This is a genomic window from Mesorhizobium sp. B2-2-4, from assembly GCF_006442375.1.
GTDB lineage: Bacteria > Pseudomonadota > Alphaproteobacteria > Rhizobiales > Rhizobiaceae > Mesorhizobium.
The window spans coordinates 347,740-365,258 of the sequence record NZ_VFWB01000002.1; the positions used below are offsets into that span (position 1 = coordinate 347,740).

General features: G+C 64.0%; 18 protein-coding genes. 6 read left to right on the forward strand and 12 right to left on the reverse strand.

The annotated features are described in order from the left end of the window. Nucleotides 1–31: 31 nt before the first annotated feature. Genes FJ959_RS06730 through FJ959_RS06740 form a run of 3 tightly spaced genes read right to left on the reverse strand, consistent with a single transcriptional unit; the run spans nucleotide 32 to nucleotide 4,620 of the window. Nucleotides 32–1,186 carry an efflux RND transporter periplasmic adaptor subunit gene (locus FJ959_RS06730; RefSeq protein ID WP_140629181.1) on the reverse strand — a complete coding sequence of 385 codons (1,155 nt, stop codon included), beginning with the start codon at nucleotides 1,184–1,186 and terminating at the stop codon, nucleotides 32–34. 15 nt (nucleotides 1,187–1,201) lie between these two features. Beyond that, the gene (locus FJ959_RS06735) at nucleotides 1,202–4,378 is read right to left on the reverse strand and encodes a multidrug efflux RND transporter permease subunit (RefSeq protein ID WP_140629458.1); all 3,177 of its coding nucleotides are present in this window, start codon (nucleotides 4,376–4,378) and stop codon (nucleotides 1,202–1,204) included. Beyond that, nucleotides 4,372–4,620, reverse strand: coding sequence for a hypothetical protein (locus FJ959_RS06740; protein ID WP_140559344.1), 249 nt, complete (start codon nucleotides 4,618–4,620; stop codon nucleotides 4,372–4,374). Before FJ959_RS06740 ends, FJ959_RS06735 begins: the two co-directional genes overlap by 7 nt. A gap of 246 nt (nucleotides 4,621–4,866) precedes the next feature. Here FJ959_RS06740 and FJ959_RS06745 point away from each other — a divergent pair, with 246 nt between their 5' ends. Next, the gene (locus tag FJ959_RS06745) at nucleotides 4,867–5,460 is read left to right on the forward strand and encodes a TetR/AcrR family transcriptional regulator (RefSeq protein ID WP_140497923.1); all 594 of its coding nucleotides are present in this window, start codon (nucleotides 4,867–4,869) and stop codon (nucleotides 5,458–5,460) included. Between the two features lie 332 nt (nucleotides 5,461–5,792). Here FJ959_RS06745 and FJ959_RS06755 read toward each other — a convergent pair whose 3' ends face one another. From FJ959_RS06755 to FJ959_RS06775, 6 genes are all read right to left on the reverse strand, one after another. Continuing rightward, complete coding sequence (locus FJ959_RS06755) at nucleotides 5,793–6,815, reverse strand: LacI family DNA-binding transcriptional regulator (RefSeq protein WP_140629184.1); 1,023 nt, start codon at nucleotides 6,813–6,815, stop codon at nucleotides 5,793–5,795. Nucleotides 6,816–6,931: 116 nt separating this feature from the next. Next, complete coding sequence (locus tag FJ959_RS06760) at nucleotides 6,932–7,723, reverse strand: ATP-binding cassette domain-containing protein (protein ID WP_140497927.1); 792 nt, start codon at nucleotides 7,721–7,723, stop codon at nucleotides 6,932–6,934. 3 nt (nucleotides 7,724–7,726) lie between these two features. Then, nucleotides 7,727–8,713, reverse strand: coding sequence for an ABC transporter permease (locus tag FJ959_RS06765; protein ID WP_140558252.1), 987 nt, complete (start codon nucleotides 8,711–8,713; stop codon nucleotides 7,727–7,729). A 119-nt stretch (nucleotides 8,714–8,832) separates the two neighbouring features. Next, a complete protein-coding gene (locus tag FJ959_RS06770; protein WP_140497931.1) occupies nucleotides 8,833–9,768 on the reverse strand; it encodes a substrate-binding domain-containing protein in 936 nt (311 codons plus the stop codon). Then, the gene (locus tag FJ959_RS32455; RefSeq protein ID WP_281406201.1) at nucleotides 9,762–9,890 is read right to left on the reverse strand and encodes a hypothetical protein; all 129 of its coding nucleotides are present in this window, start codon (nucleotides 9,888–9,890) and stop codon (nucleotides 9,762–9,764) included. Before FJ959_RS32455 ends, FJ959_RS06770 begins: the two co-directional genes overlap by 7 nt. Before the next feature lie 150 nt (nucleotides 9,891–10,040). After that, nucleotides 10,041–11,198 carry a fumarylacetoacetate hydrolase family protein gene (locus FJ959_RS06775; protein WP_140559346.1) on the reverse strand — a complete coding sequence of 386 codons (1,158 nt, stop codon included), beginning with the start codon at nucleotides 11,196–11,198 and terminating at the stop codon, nucleotides 10,041–10,043. A gap of 256 nt (nucleotides 11,199–11,454) precedes the next feature. Between FJ959_RS06775 and FJ959_RS06780 the strand changes: the two genes are divergently transcribed. The 3 genes from FJ959_RS06780 (at nucleotide 11,455) to FJ959_RS06790 (ending at nucleotide 13,161) form a co-directional block, all read left to right on the forward strand. Further along, on the forward strand, nucleotides 11,455–12,105 hold the full coding sequence (locus FJ959_RS06780) for a 2'-5' RNA ligase family protein (protein WP_224680498.1): 651 nt from the start codon (nucleotides 11,455–11,457) through the stop codon (nucleotides 12,103–12,105). Nucleotides 12,106–12,236: 131 nt separating this feature from the next. Then, nucleotides 12,237–12,590: a nuclear transport factor 2 family protein gene (locus FJ959_RS06785; RefSeq protein ID WP_140497937.1), complete on the forward strand. Its 354-nt coding sequence runs from the start codon at nucleotides 12,237–12,239 to the stop codon at nucleotides 12,588–12,590. Nucleotides 12,591–12,807: 217 nt separating this feature from the next. Then, complete coding sequence (locus FJ959_RS06790; protein ID WP_140629186.1) at nucleotides 12,808–13,161, forward strand: ArsC family reductase; 354 nt, start codon at nucleotides 12,808–12,810, stop codon at nucleotides 13,159–13,161. A gap of 186 nt (nucleotides 13,162–13,347) precedes the next feature. On the opposite strand, the gene FJ959_RS06795 is transcribed toward FJ959_RS06790, so the two are convergent. The 3 genes from FJ959_RS06795 to FJ959_RS06805 are packed head-to-tail and all read right to left on the reverse strand — an operon-like array spanning nucleotide 13,348 to nucleotide 15,970. After that, nucleotides 13,348–13,701, reverse strand: coding sequence for a DUF488 domain-containing protein (locus FJ959_RS06795; RefSeq protein WP_140629188.1), 354 nt, complete (start codon nucleotides 13,699–13,701; stop codon nucleotides 13,348–13,350). A 23-nt stretch (nucleotides 13,702–13,724) separates the two neighbouring features. Beyond that, nucleotides 13,725–14,981, reverse strand: coding sequence for an aminopeptidase (locus FJ959_RS06800; protein ID WP_140629191.1), 1,257 nt, complete (start codon nucleotides 14,979–14,981; stop codon nucleotides 13,725–13,727). Continuing rightward, on the reverse strand, nucleotides 14,978–15,970 hold the full coding sequence (locus tag FJ959_RS06805; RefSeq protein ID WP_140629192.1) for a LysR substrate-binding domain-containing protein: 993 nt from the start codon (nucleotides 15,968–15,970) through the stop codon (nucleotides 14,978–14,980). The genes FJ959_RS06800 and FJ959_RS06805 overlap by 4 nt, the downstream gene beginning before the upstream one ends. A gap of 93 nt (nucleotides 15,971–16,063) precedes the next feature. On the opposite strand from FJ959_RS06805, the gene FJ959_RS06810 reads away from it, so the two are divergent. Next, nucleotides 16,064–16,264: a hypothetical protein gene (locus FJ959_RS06810; RefSeq protein ID WP_140497946.1), complete on the forward strand. Its 201-nt coding sequence runs from the start codon at nucleotides 16,064–16,066 to the stop codon at nucleotides 16,262–16,264. A 76-nt stretch (nucleotides 16,265–16,340) separates the two neighbouring features. Beyond that, nucleotides 16,341–17,501, forward strand: a complete 1,161-nt coding sequence (locus tag FJ959_RS06815; RefSeq protein WP_140514745.1) for a YbfB/YjiJ family MFS transporter — start codon at nucleotides 16,341–16,343, stop codon at nucleotides 17,499–17,501. The last annotated feature ends 18 nt before the right edge of the window (nucleotides 17,502–17,519 follow it).

A 17,519-nucleotide genomic window follows, 5' to 3' on the forward strand; every position in this document is an offset into this window, starting at 1 on the left:
GCGCCGCGCTGAAACCGGGCCTGCGGGGGAGTCAGGTGGCCGGTTTCTGTGGCAGTGGCGAAATCGGCATTCCAGGGCCGATCTTCTGCAGATTGCCTGTTATCACCTGGTCGCCTTCCGTGACTCCGCTCAGGATGGCGACCAGGTCGCCGCTGGTCGGCCCGGTCGAAACCAGCCGCTGGTCGACCGTGTTGCCCTTGCCGACGACGTAGAGATATTTGCCGAGTTGGCTCGAACCCAGTGCGACCTGCGGCACCATAAGCGCATCGGGCTGCTGTTTGACGTGCAGCCGGACGCGGACATATTGGCCAGGCAGCAGCGCGAACTTGGCGTTGCCGATGGTGGCGCGCGCGGTGATGGTGCCGGTCGAATGGTCGATCGTGTTGTCGATGAAGGTGAGTTCACCCTTCTGATGGGCTTCGGTCTCGCCCGGGAGCAGCACCTCGACCTCGATCGGGCCGGCGGCACGAGCTTCCTCGATCTGCGCCAGATCGCTCTCGCTCGGATTGAAGGTTACATAGATCGGGTCGAGCTGCACCAGCGTGTTGAGCACCGTGCCGGCGACGCTGACCAGCGTGCCGATCGAGGCCTGGTTACGGCCGATGCGGCCGGCGAAGGGAGCACGGATCTCCGAGTAACTCAGATTGAGCTCGGCCGTGCGGACCGCCGCCTGGTTGAGCGCCAGCGACGCCTGCGCCTCGCGCAAGGTGCTGGTGCGCTGGTCGAAGCTGTCCTTGGCTAAATAGCCGCTCTTGGCGAGCTCGGTGCCGCGGCCGAGATTGGAGCGGGCATAGTCGAGCGTCGCTGTATCACGCTGCACCTGCGCCTTCGCCTGGTCGAGCGCCGCCTGGAAGTCCTGCGGCGCGATCCTGTAGAGGAGGTCGCCCTTCTTGACGTCGGCGCCGTCTTCGGCGGCCTGCTCTTCCAGGTAGCCCGGCACTCTGGCCTGCAGCGTGACGCTGCGGATCGGTTCGGTGCGGGCGGCATAGTCGAGATAGATCGGGATCGTTTTCTTCACCACGCTGGTCACCGGCACCGGCATGACGAATGCCGCGGGAGCGGGCGTTGCCGCTCCGGCCGTGCCGGCATTGAGGCTGAGGCTGCCCATATCGAGCAGGTGAACGCTCGCCACCGAGATTGCGCCCAGCGCGACAGCGGCGCCCAAAGCGATTTTCCATTTACGCATGTTCAGTCTCCAATCTTATTCGGCCGCTTGCGCCATGGGCGGCAAGGCGGGTTCGGCAGTTGGTTCGGAATGCAGGGAAGCGGGCTCTTCACCGCCGCGCCGTTCGCGCAGCTGTTCGATGACCGCATAGAAGACCGGCACGAACACCAGCGACAGGATGGTCGCCGCCACCATGCCGCCGAAGACGGTGGTGCCGATCGATTGACGGCTGGCAGCACCGGCGCCGGTCGCGAACATCAGCGGCAGCACGCCCAGGATGAAGGCGAAGGCCGTCATCAGGATCGGCCGCAGCCTCAGCCGTGCCGCTTCCATCGCCGCTTCGACGATGCTGAGGCCTTCTTCGCGGCGTCGCCGGGCGAACTCGACGATCAGGATGGCGTTCTTGGCCGCCAGGCCGATCAGCATGACGAAGCCGATCTGCGAGTAGACGTCGATCTGCATGCCGCGCACCCACAGCACCACGAACGCGCCGAACAAGGCGAGCGGCACTGCCAGCAGCACCATGAACGGCATCGCCCAGCTCTCATATTGCGCCGCCAGGATCAGGAAGACGAAGACGATGGCGAGGCCGAAGACGACCGACGCGATCGATCCCGCCTTGAGCTCCTGGAAGGTGATGCCGGTCCATTCGAAGCCGAAATCCCTTGGCAGAGCCGTGGCGGCGGCCCGTTCCATGGCGGCGACCGCCTGGCCGGACGAATAGCCGGGCGCGGCGCCGCCATTGATCGAGGCCGAGGCGTTGTTGTTGTAGTGCGGCACCGTTTCCGGGCCGACGAACGGCACCAGCTTGCCCAGCGTGCTGAGTGGCACCATGCCGCCGGAGGCATTGCGCACATAGAGCCGCGAAATGTCGGCCGCACCCGCGCGTGCATCCTTGTCGGCCTGGATGGTCACCCGGAAGGTGCGGCCGAACAGGTTGAAGTCGTTGACGTAGAGCGAGCCGAGATAGATCTGCAGCGTGTTGAAGACGTCCGGCAGGTTGAGCCCGAGCAGCTTCGCCTTGGCGCGGTCGAGGTCGTAGTTGAACTGCGGCGTCGAGGTCGAGAATGGCGAGAAAAGCTGCTGCGGGTTGATTTCCGGCTGCTTGCGCGCCTCGGCGATCACGGCTTGCGTTGCGTCGTTGAGCGCGGTGCTGCCGCGGCCGGTAAGGTCCTCGACGACGAATTCGAAGCCGCCCGTGGTGCCGATGCCCGGGATCGAGGGCGGATCGAAGGAGAGCGCGAACGCCTCCGGGATCTGCATCAGCTTGCCGCGCACGTCGGCGACGAGCTTGGAGGCGCTCTGGTCGGGGCCACGCTCTTCCCACGGCTTCAGGATGGCGAATTCGACCGCGGAATTCGACTGCGCGGCACTGGTCAGGAAGTTCAGGCCGCTGATCGAGCCGACGATGTCGACGCCGGGCGTCGATTGCAGGATGTCGCGCGCCTTCTGCGCCACCGCGTCGGTGCGTTCCAGCGAAGCGCCGTCGGGCAACTGGATGACGACGAAGAAATAGCCCTGGTCCTCGACCGGAAGGAAGGTCGAGGGAAGCTTCGCCCAGACGAAATAGGTGGCGACCAGCCCGGCCGCGAACAGGCCGAGCATGATCCAGCGCAAACGGATGAGGATGCGCACGCCATTGGCATAGGCATGCGACAGCCTGTCAAAGCCCGTATTGAACCAGCGGAACAGCACGAATTGCGTGCCTTGGCGATGGCGCAGGAAGGCGGCGCTCAGCGCCGGGCTCAGGGTCAGCGAATTGAAGGCGGAAATGCCGACCGAGATCGCCACCGTCAGCGCGAACTGGTTGTAGAGGCGTCCCGAAACGCCGGGGATGAAGGCGACCGGCACGAAGACGGCCATCAGCACCGCTGTCGTGGCGATGATCGGACCGGTGACTTCGGCCATGGCGGCCTTGGTAGCCGCCAACGGTTTCAGCCCGGCCTCGAGCTGTCGTTCGACATTCTCGACCACCACGATGGCATCATCGACGACAAGGCCGATCGCCAGCACCATGCCGAGCAGGGAGAGCATGTTGAGCGAGAAGCCCATCATCTCCATGACGACGAGCGTCGCCACCAGCGACACCGGAATGGCGATCGTCGGAATGATTGTGGTGCGCCAGCTTTGCAGGAAGATGAAAACCACGGCGACGACGAGAACCAGAGCCTCGCCGAGCGTGATCAGCACGTCATGCATGGAGGCCGAGACGAAGCGCGTCGTGTCGTAGTGCATGGCATAGCTGACGCCCTTGGGGAAGCGGGCGGACAGCTCCTGCATCTTGTCCTTGACGCGCTGCTGCAGATCGAGCGCGTTGGAGCCGGGCATCTGATAGACGGCGAGCACCACGGTCGGGTCCTTGCCGAAGAAGGCCGACGACGAATATTGCAGGGCGCCGAGCTCGATGCGGGCGACGTCGCGCAGCCGCACCAGCGAACCGGTGGTGGTGTTGGCGCGCACGACGATGTCGCCGAACTCCTTGGGATCGCTCAACCGGCCAACGGCATTGACCTGCATCTCGAAAGCGGTGCCGGCAGGCGCCGGAGACTGGCCGATCTTGCCGGCGGCCACCTGGACGTTCTGCTCGGCAATGGCGTTCTGGACGTCGACGGCGGTGATGCCGAGATTGGCGAGCTTGTCCGGATCGAGCCAGACGCGCATCGAATAGCGCCGCTCGCCGAATATCTGCACGTCACCGACACCGGGCAGCCGCTTCAGCGGGTCGACCACTTGCAGATAGGCAAGGTTCGACAGCGCCACCGGGTCGACGGAGCCGTCGGGCGAAGTGAGGTTGACGATGAGGACAAAGTTCGGATTCTGCTTCTTGATCGTCACGCCGCCCTGATTGACGATCGCCGGAAGCGACGAGGCAGCCTGCGAGACGCGGTTCTGGACGTCGACGGCGGCGGTGCTCAGGGAGTAGCCGACATCGAAGGTGATGGTGATCGTCGAGGAGCCGTCGTTGGAGCTGGTCGACGACATGTAGGTCATGCCTTGCACGCCGTTGATCTGCTGCTCCAGCGGCGTCGTCACAGTGTCGGCGACCACCTGCGCGCTGGCTCCCGGATAGTGGGCGCTGACCACGACCTGCGGCGGTGTGATGTCGGGAAACTGCGAGACGGGCAGCAGGAAATAACAAATCGTCCCGGCGAGCACCATGATGATGGCGATCGCCGAGGCGAAGATCGGGCGGTGAATGAAGAAGTTTACCACGACACGCACGCCTCTCCGGCTGCTCTTGCCCTGCCGAACGCACTGGCAACCCTGGACAGCCTCTGGCCGCGTCCGAACTCTTCCGACGAACGGAGCAACGGCACCTCGCCGCGCTGCGAACCGGCAAGCGTGCGCAGCATTGTTTCGAAAGCGCGCGGATCGACCCCGTCGGCTTTCATGACCAGCCGGATCATCGGATCCCGAACGGCTTCATCTATGGTAAGATCGCGGCGCTGTGGCATTGGCCGGCTCCTTGTCTGTCGATTCGCAGCCCATGCTCGCGAACCGTTTTTCATCTCTTCACCGGCCGGAGCCGCATGAAATGCAATTTTTCGCCCGCCCCGATCTGGCCGGACCAGATCACGGTCTTGTTATTGACGGCGGACGCCATAGGTGTTACCAGTAAGTAACATTCTGGAAGTTACAGACCGGTAACACCCTAGTCAAGAGGTGGCCGAGGGATTTTTGGAAACGAAAGGAGATCAATGATGACAGACGGCGTCGTGGAGCGTCCTCGTCCCCGGGATCGGATCCTGGAGACGGCGCGCGACATGTTCCACAAGCACGGCATCAAGGGCGTCGGCGTCGACGCCATCACCGAGGCTGCTGGCACGAACAAGATGACGCTCTACCGTCATTTCGAATCCAAGGACGATCTGATCATCGAATGCCTGCGCGCCACCGCATCAAAGGCCGGCGCGATGTGGGACGCATTCGAAGCCGAGCATCCGGGCGACAAGCTCGCGCAACTGCATGCCTGGGTTCGCAAGGCGGCCGAGATGCTTACGGCCGATTGCCGGGGCTGCGACATGGCCAACGCCGCGGTTGAGCTGACTGAACCCGACCATCCGGCCAGGCGCGTGATCAAGGAACTCAAGGAAGCCCAGCGCGAGCGCCTGGTGGCGCTCTGCCGGGGCGCCGGCATCGGCCAGGCCGAACTTCTGGCCGATACGCTTTCGCTGCTGTGCGAAGGCGCGCGCGTGAGCGTGCAGACCGTTGGCACCGAAGGTCCCAGCGCGCAATTGGTGCGCATGGCGGAAGGGTTGATCCAGTCCTTCAGGGGCGGAGCCGCCGCGGGCTGATCCATCGGCAAGGCTCATTGGCGCCGGACAGCGCGTGCGCTTCCGGTTTGCCGTGGCTTTGATGTTGCGTGGATTCCCTGCCGTTCCCGGAAATGTCCGGCATGCAATAAAAAAGCCCGCTGCCGGGAGGAGGTGGCAGCGGGCTCGATTTCGAATGTGGTGCGGGAGGAGGTGCACCCCACTCAGCGCCGGCATCGCATCTGGGAGGAGTAGATGGCCGACAACCAGAAGCTATGAGTTGCCCAATGATTCGGCAATCGTGAATCGTGCATAGCAGCTGTGCAGATTCGCCGTATCGCTCGCGACGTGACCGGAAGGCCTCGCGGCCCGCGTCACTGCACCGGGACGTTTTCCCGGAAGATCAGCCGCGGCTCGATGAATTTCCGCGTCAGGTAGGGCGCCGATGATGCGATCGAGCCAAGCAGGCGGATGACCGATTGCTCGGCGATCAGCCTGGCATTCTGGTCGATGACGACGTCGGCGAGATCGTCGACGAGATAGCCGCGCGTTTCCCTCGTCAGGTCGTGACAGATGAATACCGGCTTGCGGTTGGGCCTGGCCTCCCGGATGGCCTTGGCAACGCCGGAGCGTCCGGCTCCAATGCAATAGATGCCGAGCAGTTCCGGCTCGTTGCGCAGCGCCTTCATGGTTTCGGCATAGCTGGCACCGGTCTCGTCGTTGATCTCGACGGCGCTGCTGACGCTCAGGTTGGGGAACTCCTCGCCGAGCACGGAGCGGAAACCCATCTCACGTTCCTCATGGCCGCGATAGGAGCGCGAGCCGACCACCATCGCCAACTGGCCCTCGCGGTCGGCGAGGAAGCGCCCCATCAGGAGTGCGGCGGTCCGTCCCGCCACCCGGTTGTCTATGCCGACATAGGCCGAGCGTGGTGCGGCCGGAATATCGGACACCAGCGTCACCAGGCGAATGCCGGCCTCGACGATGTCGCGCAGGATGTTGCGCGTCCTGGGATGATCGACGGCGATGACGCCGACGCCGTTGGCTTTCAGCGACAGGTTTTCGACGGCGGTCTGCAAAGCGTTCGGCGAGATTCCGGCGAGGTTGTGGATCCGGCACGAGGCAACGAGCGGCAGGCGCGAGGTATAATCCTCGATATGCCTGGCCAAATCCTGCATGAAGGCGTTGCTGCCGATCGGCAGGAAGAATTCCAGATTGGCCGGCCGCGAGGGGAGCGTTACCTGATCGGCGACCGGCAGATAGCCGAGCTGCTTGGCGGCCTCCATGACGCGCTGCCGGTTGGCCGCGCTGACCCCCTTCCGGTTGTTGAGCACCCTGTCGACCGTCGCCGTCGACAGTTCGCAGTTCCTGGCGATGTCAGAGACGGTGGCTTTCATGCCGCAACCCTATTGCCGATGCGATGGCACGCCAGACGGGCGATTTGAGCGGCGCCGATCGCGCCCATCGCCCGGATGCCCATTCTGCTGTTTCGCCAGGGATGTTGCGCTCGTCCTCAATGCGACCCCTTGCCATCGGCGATGGCGTCGCGGATCTCCTTGTCCGACATGCCGGTGATGACGCGTTCAACCTCCGCCACGCTGGTCGTCTTGGGGTCGATGTCCCCGGCCACCACCTTGCCGCGCCGCATGACGACGATGCGGTCCACCACCTGGAAGACATGGTGGATGTTGTGCGCGATGAAGATGCAGGAATGGCCGGAATCGCGCGCGCTGCGCACGAAGCTCAGCACGCCCTGGGTTTCGGCGACGCCAAGATTGTTGGTCGGTTCGTCGAGGATGATGAGATCGCTGTCGAAATGCATGGCGCGCGCGATCGCCACCGCCTGGCGCTCGCCGCCGGAGAGCGAGCCGATCGGCGTGGTCGGCGGAATGTTCTTGGAAATGCCGACCTGCTTGAGCAGGTCGCGGGCGACCGTGTTCATCGCCTCCTGGTCCATGCGGTTGAGGAAGCGCGGCGGCTTGATCGGCTCGCGCCCGAGGAACAAATTGCGGGCGATCGACAGTTGGGTGACCAGCGCCGAATCCTGGTAGATGGTCTCTATGCCGTTGGCGATGGCGTCGCTGGTGTTGCGAAGGTTCACCTTCTTGCCGCGGATGAAGATGTCGCCGCTGGTCAGCGGCACCGCGCCCGACAGCACTTTGATCAGCGTCGACTTGCCGGCGCCATTGTCGCCGAGCAGGCCGACGATCTCGCGCTCGTTGACATGGAAATTGGCGTCCACCAGCGCCTGCACGCGCCCGTAGGACTTGCGGATGTTCTGCATGCGGATCAGTGGCTCGGCCATGGTTCACGTCCCTGCCTGATGCCGGCGTTCCAGCCATGAATGAAGCGCCATCATGCCAAGGATGATCGCGCCGATGAAGATGTTGTAGGCAAGGCCGGGCACGCCGATCAGCACGATGCCGTTGCGCATGACGCGCAGGATCAGGATGCCGAGCACGGTGCCGATGATGGTGCCGCGCCCGCCCGTCAGCGCCGTGCCGCCGATCACCACCATGGCGATGACCTCGAGTTCGTAGCCGGTGCCGCTGTTGGGGTTGGCCGCCGAGGTGCGCAGCGAGGAGATGACGCCTGCAAGCGAGGCCATGACCGAGGACAGCACGAACAGGCCGATCTTGACACGGCTGACATTGACGCCGCGCGCCCTCGCAGCGTTCGGGTTGCCGCCGGCGGCCTGAATCCAGTTGCCGGTGCGGCTTTGCGTCAGCACATAGCCCAGCGCGATGGCCGCGGCGATGAACCAGAACAGCGACATGTAGATGCGGAACGGGCCGATGAAGAAATCGCCGACCAGCGCCTCCGCCAGCCAACTGCCCTCGGCGCTCCAGGTGCGCTGCGGAAAGCCGTCGGTGACGAACAGCGCGGTGCCGCGCACCACCAGGAGCATGCCGAGCGTGACCAGAAAGGACGGGATCTTGAGCTGCGTGACGAACCAGCCATTGACCAGGCCGATGAAGGCGGCGACCAGCAGCGCGACAACGAAGCCCATCTCCAGCGAGGTGAGGCCGCTGTTGAACAGCGTCCACATCAGCACCGGCGAGAAGCCGAACAGCGAGCCGACGGAAAGGTCGAATTCGCCCGACGTCATCAGCAACGTCATCGCCAGCGCGATCAGCCCGAGCTCGACCGTGAAGGCCAACGTGTTGGAGATGTTCTGGGGTGACAGGAAGTCGTGGTTGAAACCCCAGAAGACGGCGATCTCGACGACGAGCAGCACGAAGGGGCCGAATTCCGGCCGCGCGATCAGGCCTTGGACAAGCGAACGATTTTCCACGTGTAACCCGCGACTGGTTGGAATGGGCCGGACCATCGGGCCGCATCAAACGGCTCGATACCAGGCGAAAGGGCGGGACGCCGCACGCCCGGTGGACGCGCGGCGCTGGAGATCAGGGGCTATTTGCCGGACAGGATTTTGTCGTAGATCTCGGCGGTATCTTTCTCATAGAGCGCGCCGGTGATGACGTTGAAGCCCGGGGGAATGCCGCTGGCGGCCATGTTGGCGAGCGACAGCGCGACATAACTGGTCGCCTGCGGATCCTGCCACTGGCCGGCATTGACGTAGCCGTTCAGCACTTCCTGGGTGGTGTCGAGCGAGTTGCCCCAGCCGACGACGGGGATTTCGCCGGGCTTGACGCCGACTTGGTCGAACACGCGTTTGATCGAGCCGGTGACGAGGTCGCCAAGGCCGATGATCGCCTTCACCTTGGCCTTGTTGGCGGTGAGATAGTCGACCATGCGGTTGATCACCTCGGCCTGGTCGAGCGTCGCCTCGGTCACCTCATAGGTGATGCCGAGCGGCTCGAACACGCTCTTGATGCCTTCCTCTTCCTGCACGCCGTAGGTGGCGCCGGGAATCTCGACAGGCATCCAGACGAAGTCGCCCTTCTTCACCAGGCCCTTGTCGACCAGATACTGCGCCCAGTGCTTGCCGAAGGTGACATTGTCGCCGCCGACATAGGCGTTGAAATTGGCCTTGGGATCGGGCGTGTTGAAATTGATGATCGGAATGTTGGCCGCGCGGGCTTCCTTGACGATCTCGACAAGGCTGCCCGGATCGGGGCTGGTGGTGGTGATGCCGTCGGCCTTGGCCGAGATCGCGGCCCGCACCGCCTCCTGCTGCGAGGCGACGTCGCCATTGTGGAACGAGGTGTTGACGGTATTGCCGGTGTCCTTGGCCCATTGCTTGGCGCCGGCAAGGAAGTATGTCCAGACCGGATCGGCCGGGCCGCCATGTGAAATCCAGTAGAACGTCTTGGCCTGCGCCGCCGCCGGAATGACCGTCAGCGCGACCAGCAGGCCGTATAGAACCACTCTTAGCCGTGTCAGCATTTGATTTCCTCCCGTTTGAAACTGATCAGTTCGAAACCGCCCTCTTGATCGGGCAAGACCGCGTCCTCCTCGCCAACGCCGTGTTGGATGATCAGAGCATCCTCTTTTTCGACAAATGGCAAGCCTCCGCCTGTCAGTCGTAGTCGGCGCCTGACGGGACGCCATCAGCGGTCCCATCAGATTGCATCAGTTCGGATGATTTTTCGCGGCAGGCGATACCGGCCTCGAGGATCGCCGGAGCGATGATTGACCGCCCTCGGGTGAACCCAGAGCTAGAGGAGGCCGGCCCTGGCAAGATCGCGCATCAGATGGCTGGCGCCGTAGGTCCAGTGCGGGCAGTCCGGCGACAGTCGCACCCGGTTGACCAGCGCGCCGAATTTCTCCGACGAGATGGTGACGATGTCGCCGACCTTGTGGGTAAACCCCTTGCCCTTCTCGCCGCGGTCCTTCGAAGGCACGAACATGGTGCCGAGATAGAGCGCCAGGCCGTCCGGGTACTGGTGATGCGGGCCCATGGCGGCGGCAACGAGCTCTTCCGGCGAGCGGCTGATCTCGGCCATCGAGCTCGCGCCCTCCAGCGAGAACCCGTCCTCACCTTCCACTTTCAGCCGGACCACGGCCCGCTTTACGTCGTCGATCGAGAACGTGCCGTCGAACAGGCGGATGAAAGGCCCAAGCGAGGCGGAGGCGTTGTTGTCCTTGGCCTTGCCGAGCAGCAGTGCGGAACGCCCTTCGACATCGCGCAAATTGACGTCGTTGCCGATGGTGGCGCCGACGATCCTGCCGCTTGAGGCGGCGATCATGGCGATCTCCGGCTCCGGATTGTTCCAGGTCGAGACGGGATGCAGGCCGACATCGGCGCCGAAGCCGACCGAGGCCATCGGCTGGCATTTGGTGAAGATCTCGGCGTCGGGGCCGATGCCCACTTCCAGATATTGCGACCAGGCGCCGCGTGCGATGAGCTTGGCCTTGATCTCCATCGCTTCCGGCGAACCGGGCTTGAGCTTGGACAGATCGTGGCCGATCAGCCCGGCAATGTCGGCGCGGATGGCGTCGGCCTTTTCCGCCGAACCGCGCGCCTGTTCCTCGATGACGCGTTCCAAAAGGCTGACGACGAAGGTGACGCCCGAGGCCTTGATCGCCTGCAGGTCGACGGGGGAGATGAGATAGGGCCTTGCCGGATCACGCGCGGCCTCGAAACTGTTGGCCGCGATATCATCGAGCGAGCCGATCGGCTTGCCCTTGGCCGAGCGCACATAACCGGCCGGATCGGCCATCTCGCAGATATCGCGCACGGTCGGCGCCGTGCTCGACGTGATGTCGAAGACGGTGCCATCACGCACCGTGACCACCAGGGGATGCGAGGCGTCGCTGCTTCTGGCGCGCCCGACAAAAAGGCCTTCGGCGGGCAGATGCATCGGGTTTGTCATGCGTGCGGTCCTCTGATCATCAAAAATGCGGCTTGCTGGTTCGGCGCGGCACTTTCACCGGATTCCTGTCAAAGGTCTATCCCGTTTGTGGTGAGCCAGGCGCCATGTCTGCCGGCGTCGTCGGCGATTGGCGTACCGCAAGGAAGCACTCCGTCGGGGGTTGGATGCATGCGGCGGTGCGGGAGCCCCAACGCCTGCGTCATTTTTCGGCTTGCGTTTGTTCTCGTTTTGTTCTAGTATGCTCGCCCTGAGTCAATTGGCGGACGAGATCAGTATGAGTGGGCAACCCGCATTCGGAACCGCGAAGAACGGCCAGGCCTTTTTCCGATGGGAACAGGCCGGGAAGCATTTCCACCGGCTGTTCTTTGCCATCCTCGTCGGCAGCGCGATTGCTGGTCGTCTCGCGCGAAAGGCCATTGCCTTGAACCGTGAGTTCGGATTGCAAGGCTGGCTGGTTCCGGAAAATCACATCCACATCTCGCTTGTCGGCCTCGGCGACCATGAGGAGTACCCGCAGGAGTTGGCAGAGGCCGCCTGTCATATCGGATCGATGATCGTTGCGAAGCCCTTCGAGGTCTCGTTCGATCGCCTGTCGGCTTTTGGCGGTGGTGCACTGGTCCTGCGCGGCAGCGATGGCAATCCGTCGCTGCAGAAGTTCTGGCGTGACCTGACGGCGGTGATCTCGGACAGCCCGCTAAAACCCTTTCTCACCAGGTCCATCGAACCGCATGTCACATTGCTTCGTGATGAAGTGGGCGTTCCCAGCATTCGCGAGCGGTCGATCGATCCGATCGGCTGGACTGTCCGGGATTTTGTGCTGATCCACAGTCTCATTGGGAAAGGCGCCTACAAGCAGCCCGGACGCTGGCGGCTGACCGGTCAGGACGATGCACTGCCCGCCATGTGAGAGCCTGGAATCGTCCTCGCATAGTCCGCGCGGTCCATCATCCTGACATGGCATGTCAGCTACCAGACGGCACGACGATGGCAGGCCGCCAACCTTTCCCTATTTGCAATGCGTCTGAACAGGAGGAACACATGACCAACACGGAAATTGCCAAGGATTTCACGGAGCTTCTCAAGCGCGGTGACTACGAAAGTGCTGCCGAGAAATACAACGCCGACGACATCGTCAGCTATGAGGCCATGGAGGGGCCGATGGCCGTCTGCCGCGGCAAGGACGCCGTCAAGCAGAAAGGCCAGTGGTGGCAGGAAAACAACGAAGTCCATGGCGGCTCGGTCGAGGGCCCTTATGTCAACGGCGACCAGTTCGCCGTACGCTTTACATTTGACATAACGCCCAAGGCCACGGGCCAGCGTGTCACCATGGATGAGGTTGGCCTGTACACGGTCAAGAACGGCAAGATTGCCGAAGAGCGCTTCTATTATTGAGGCGGGTTTCCCGGCTGGCGGCACATTTCGCCGCATCCTAGCGGCCAGGATCATGTCCTGGCCGCTATCCGACCCTATGGACGTCGTCGTCACGGATCGGCGACCGCGCGCCCGCTAGTGAAGAAACTTGCTCCTCGATGGTTCTGCCGGGCCGCTGGCAAAGCGCGCGGGGGCTGCTTAATCTGCGGCCAGATTCGAAGTCCGAAAGGCACCTGTTTTGACGATCACCATGTACGGCATCACCACCTGCGACACGATCAGGAAGGCCCGCGTCTGGCTGGAGGGCCATACAGTGGCTTATCGGTTCCACGACTATCGGGCGGAAGGCATCGAGGCGGGCAGGCTGGATGGCTGGGTCCGCAAGGTCGGCTGGGAAAAGCTGCTCAATAAGGGCAGCACGACGTTCCGCGAGTTGCCGGACAAGGATAAGCAGAGCCTGGATGAAAAGAAGGCCAAGGCACTGATGCTGGCCAAGCCGACGATGATCAAACGGCCTGTGCTCGAGGTTGGCGACCGCATCCTGGTCGGGTTCAAGCCGGATGTTTATGAGGCGGCGGTGGTCGGGAAGTAGGGCGCGGTACACTCTCAGTTCGTCATCCTAGGGCGGAGCAAGGAGCGAAGCGACGCGGCGCAGACCCTAGGATCCATGCCGTGACTTTTGGGCGTCGCAGCCGTGCAGATTCTGCTCCGTTGCATTTCCGGACGGACGTCACGGCATGGATCCTCGGGTCAAGCCCGAGGATGACGAAGGGACAGGTCACTGTCCTCTCAGATACCCCGCCAGTACCACGGCATTGTTGTGCGCCTCGTCATGGGCGCCGTAGAGCAGCGTCACCTTGCCGTCGCGGAGCAGGGCGCGCAGTTGCGCCACGGCCTCGCCATTGCCTTCCAGTTCGGCACGATACCGCTTCTGGAACTCGGCCCATCGTTCGGGCTCGTGCCCGAACCACTTGCGCAAGTCGGTACTCGGCGCGATGTCCTTCAGCCATAGCGCCAGCGCGGCATGCTCCTTGCTGACGCCACGTGGCCAGACACGATCGACCAGGACCCGCTGCCCGTCATCGAGCGAGGGTGGTTCATACACCCGTTTGACCGCGATCTCGAAGGCCATCCGCTCTCCTTCGTGCGCTCCCGTCAGGCCCACTCGCCCTTGCGCATGACCGGCACGCGGCTGCCGTCCTTGCCGACGCCGTCGATGTCGATCTTGTCCGAGCCGATCATCCAGTCGATGTGGATGAAGCTCTTGTTGCCGCCGCGCTCCGCGATCTCGGCCTGGCTGAGCGAGGCGCCGTCGACGAAGCACTTCGAATAGCACTGGCCGAGCGCGATGTGGCAGGCGGCGTTTTCGTCGAACAGCGTGTTGAAGAACAACAGGCCGCTCGCCGAGATCGGCGAGGAATGCGGCACCAGCGCCACTTCGCCAAGCCGGCGTGCGCCCTCGTCGGTGTCCAGCACTTTCTTCAGCACGTCCTCGCCCTTCGAAGCCTTCGCCTCGACGATCCTGCCGCCCTCGAAACGCACCGAGATCTCGTCGATCAGCGTGCCCTGGTAGGAGAGCGGCTTGGTCGATGAAACATGGCCTTCCACCCGCCGTGCATGCGGCGTGGTGAAGACCTCCTCGGTCGGGATGTTGGGATTGCAAGTGACGCCGTTCTTGGCGGTGGAGGCGCCGCCCATCCATTCATGGCCGTCGGCCAGCCCGACCGTCAGGTCGGTGCCCGGCCCGGTGAAATGAAGCGCATGGAAAGCATGGCCGTTGAGCCATTCGGTGCGGCTGCGAAGGGCGGCATTGTGCGCCTTCCAGTTGCCGATCGGATCTTCCACGTCCACCCGCGAGGCGGCAAAGATGGCGTCGGCGAGCTTGGCCACCGCAACGTCGTCGGCATCATCGGGGAAGACCTGCTTGGCCCAGGCGAGATCGGGATAGGCGACGATGTTCCAGTTGATGTCGAAGCCGGTGATCTTTTCCAACGCCGGCTGGTAGGCCATCGAATTGGCCTTGTTGGCGCGCGCCACTTTCGCCGGGTCCTGCGCCGACAAAAGCGAGGGATCCTCGCCGCGCACGGCAAGTCGCGCCGCATTGTTGGAGAAGGCTTTGGCCATGCCTTCATAGAGCCAGCCGGCGGCGCGGTCGAAGCCGGCGTCCGCGCCATAACGAAAGCGCGCCAGCGTGATCTCGTCATCGTTGAAGATCGGCGTCACCAGCCCCGCGCCGGCCTTGTAGGCATGCTCGACGATGCGCCGGGTCAGCGGCAGCGCGGCGATGGAGGAGGTCAGCACCAGGTCCTGCCCGGGCTGCAATTGCAGCCCCACCTTGATGGCGACTTCGGCCAGCCTGTCGAGCTTCACCGGGTCGATCGTTGCGGAAACGCCGCGCGAATGTGTGGTCATGATCCTGCCTGCCGTAGTTTGATGTCGGACTCTACATAGACCGGCGCCACGGTGCTTTCCACCGTGATCGCGTCGCTCGTGCCCGCCTTCGCTGAGCCGAACTGCGCCATCGTCGCCTCGATCTCTTCCCGGATCCAGAGCTTGAAATCCCGGACCTTGCGGCTTTCGGCCTTGGCGGCGGAGGTCACCAGCCAATAGCCAAGCCCGCTCTGGGCGCGGATCCCGAACGGCGCGACGAGCCGCCCGTCGGCCAGCGCGTCGGCGGCGAGCAACTGCCAGCCCAGCATCACGCCATGGCCGGCAATCGCCGATTCCAGGCAAAGCATCGGATCGGTGAAGCGAGCGCCCTTCAAGAAGGTGACGGGTTCGACACCGGCCGCGGCGAACCAGCTTTCCCAGTTGATCATCGCCCGTTCGTCGGTGATCGCGCAGGTCTGGGCAAGGTCTTCGATCGATTTCAGTTTCTTCGCTATCGAGGGTGCGCAGACCGGGAACACCTCTTGTGCCAAAAGCAACTCCGCCTTGCCGGCCGGCCATGTGCCGTCGCCGAGCCGGATGGCGATATCGATATCGGAATGGTCGAGGTCGGCCAGCCGCACCGAGGCGTCGATGCGCAACAGCACGTTGGGATGCCGGGTGAAGTGATGCGACAGCCGCGGCAGCAGCCATTTCGAGGCGAATGCCGGCGCCACGGAAACCACCAGCGTGCATTGGCGCGCCTCGTCGGCCAGCGCCACGGCCTGGGTGAGCTCGCGGAAACCCGCGCCGAGGCGCATCGCGAACATGGCGCCGAATTCGGTCAGGACCAGCCCCTTGGTCGTTCGCTCGAACACGGCCTGGCCGAGCTGCTGCTCCACGCGCTTTATCTGCTGGCTAACGGCGCTGGCCGAAACGTTGAGTTCGCCGGCGGCCGCGGCGAGCGAGCCGAGACGGGCGACGGTCTCCACGGCGCGAAGGCCGTTGAGGTGGACGCGGTTGAGCATGGCCATTGAGTTTTTCTAAACCAGCGGGGCTGAAATCTCAATTGAAAGTGATGCCGAAAACGCAGACTTTATTCACGGGACAGGCCTGCGGAGGCTGACATGTTGAGGCTGTTATCGTCGCTCAAGATAGTATTCCCTGTGCACGAGCCGCCATACGGTGGCGAAGCGGTCGCCTGGCTGGCCGATCCGCTTGCGCATCCCGTGCTCGACGCCATGTCGGAGCGTGAGCTCGGCGACATACCGTTCCGGCTGACGGCGCGACGCACCGCCCACGAGACGGCGCAAGCGGGCTGCCGCTGATTGGTGCTGACGGTCCGGCGCCTGGCCCAACGCAAGCACGTTGTGTCGCCGGTCTTCGCACTTATTGTGCACCGCGATGACATCCGCCACCTCAACAGCGCTGCGGTTCGCTTTCGCCGGCATGATCGCCATGGCTGTCGCCATGGGCATTGGTCGTTTCGTCTATACGCCGATCCTGCCCGGCATGATGGAAGAACTCCATCTGTCGGCGGCCGATGCGGGCTGGATCGCGTCAGCCAATTATCTCGGCTACCTCGCCGGCGCCTTCGCCGCGGCGGGCGGCTGGGCGCATGGGCGCGAGCGCCTGCTGATGCTGGCCGGCCTCGGCGCCAGCGCCTTGCTTGCCGCGCTGATGGGGCTGTCGGATACGATCGCCGCCTTTCTCGTCATCCGCTTTCTTGCAGGCCTGGCCAGCGCCTTTGTCATGGTGTTCCTGGCCAGCATTGTTTTCAGCCATCTTGCTGCGGCCGGCCGCAGCGATCTGCAGGCGTGGCATTTCGGCGGCGTCGGCCTCGGCATCGCCCTGTCCTCGGTGCTGATGGCGGCCCTGGTCAGCGAACATGCCGGCTGGGCGGCGGGTTGGCTGTGGTCGGCGGCGATCTCGGCTTGTGGCTTCGTCGTGGTGGCGCTGCTGGTGGACAGCGGTCCGCTGGCCAGCGGCGATACCGGCCGCGAGCCGGCGCTGCCAAAAGACCGCTCGCTGACCAAGGTGATCGTCGCTTACGGCTTGTTCGGCTTCGGCTACGTGGTAACGGCTACCTTCCTTGTCGCCATTGTCCGGCAAGGCGGCGGCGGACGCGTGTTCGAGGCGGTGGTCTGGATGGTCACCGGTCTTGCCGGCTTTCCCTCGGTCTGGCTCTGGCAGAAGATATCGGCGCGGATCGGCCTATACGCGACCTATGCGCTGGGATGTTTCGTCGAGGTCGTCGGCATTGTCGCAAGCGTCGCGGTGGGCGGGCGCACCGGGCCGCTGCTCGGCGGCCTGCTCGTTGGCGGCACGTTCATCGCCATCACCGCGCTTGGCCTGCAGACCGCGCGGCAACTGGCGCCACAGGCCCCCCGGCGGACCTTCGCCTTGATGACGGCTTCGTTCGGTCTTGGCCAGATCATCGGCCCGATTGCCGCCGGGCTCCTGGCGCAGGCGTCGGGCGATTTCTTCCTTGCCTCGATCGCCGCCGCGGCCGTTCTGGTCGCCTCCGGCGTCATCATATGGTCGGCCGCGCCAAAATCGCCATGATTGTGGGTTTGCTCGGTG

Excerpts from the sequence above, each read along its gene's own strand:
- FJ959_RS06810 (WP_140497946.1), top strand. The coding sequence starts at position 16,064 with ATGTTGAGGCTGTTATCGTCGCTCAAGATAGTATTCCCTGTGCACGAG.
- FJ959_RS06740 (WP_140559344.1), bottom strand. The coding sequence starts at position 4,620 with ATGCCACAGCGCCGCGATCTTACCATAGATGAAGCCGTTCGGGATCCG.
- FJ959_RS06785 (WP_140497937.1), top strand. The coding sequence starts at position 12,237 with ATGACCAACACGGAAATTGCCAAGGATTTCACGGAGCTTCTCAAGCGC.
- FJ959_RS06730 (WP_140629181.1), bottom strand. The coding sequence starts at position 1,186 with ATGCGTAAATGGAAAATCGCTTTGGGCGCCGCTGTCGCGCTGGGCGCA.
- FJ959_RS06760 (WP_140497927.1), bottom strand. The coding sequence starts at position 7,723 with ATGGCCGAGCCACTGATCCGCATGCAGAACATCCGCAAGTCCTACGGG.
- FJ959_RS06770 (WP_140497931.1), bottom strand. The coding sequence starts at position 9,768 with ATGCTGACACGGCTAAGAGTGGTTCTATACGGCCTGCTGGTCGCGCTG.
- FJ959_RS06815 (WP_140514745.1), top strand. The coding sequence starts at position 16,341 with ATGACATCCGCCACCTCAACAGCGCTGCGGTTCGCTTTCGCCGGCATG.
- FJ959_RS06800 (WP_140629191.1), bottom strand. The coding sequence starts at position 14,981 with ATGACCACACATTCGCGCGGCGTTTCCGCAACGATCGACCCGGTGAAG.
- FJ959_RS06795 (WP_140629188.1), bottom strand. The coding sequence starts at position 13,701 with ATGGCCTTCGAGATCGCGGTCAAACGGGTGTATGAACCACCCTCGCTC.
- FJ959_RS06755 (WP_140629184.1), bottom strand. The coding sequence starts at position 6,815 with ATGAAAGCCACCGTCTCTGACATCGCCAGGAACTGCGAACTGTCGACG.
- FJ959_RS06745 (WP_140497923.1), top strand. The coding sequence starts at position 4,867 with ATGACAGACGGCGTCGTGGAGCGTCCTCGTCCCCGGGATCGGATCCTG.
- FJ959_RS06805 (WP_140629192.1), bottom strand. The coding sequence starts at position 15,970 with ATGGCCATGCTCAACCGCGTCCACCTCAACGGCCTTCGCGCCGTGGAG.
- FJ959_RS06775 (WP_140559346.1), bottom strand. The coding sequence starts at position 11,198 with ATGACAAACCCGATGCATCTGCCCGCCGAAGGCCTTTTTGTCGGGCGC.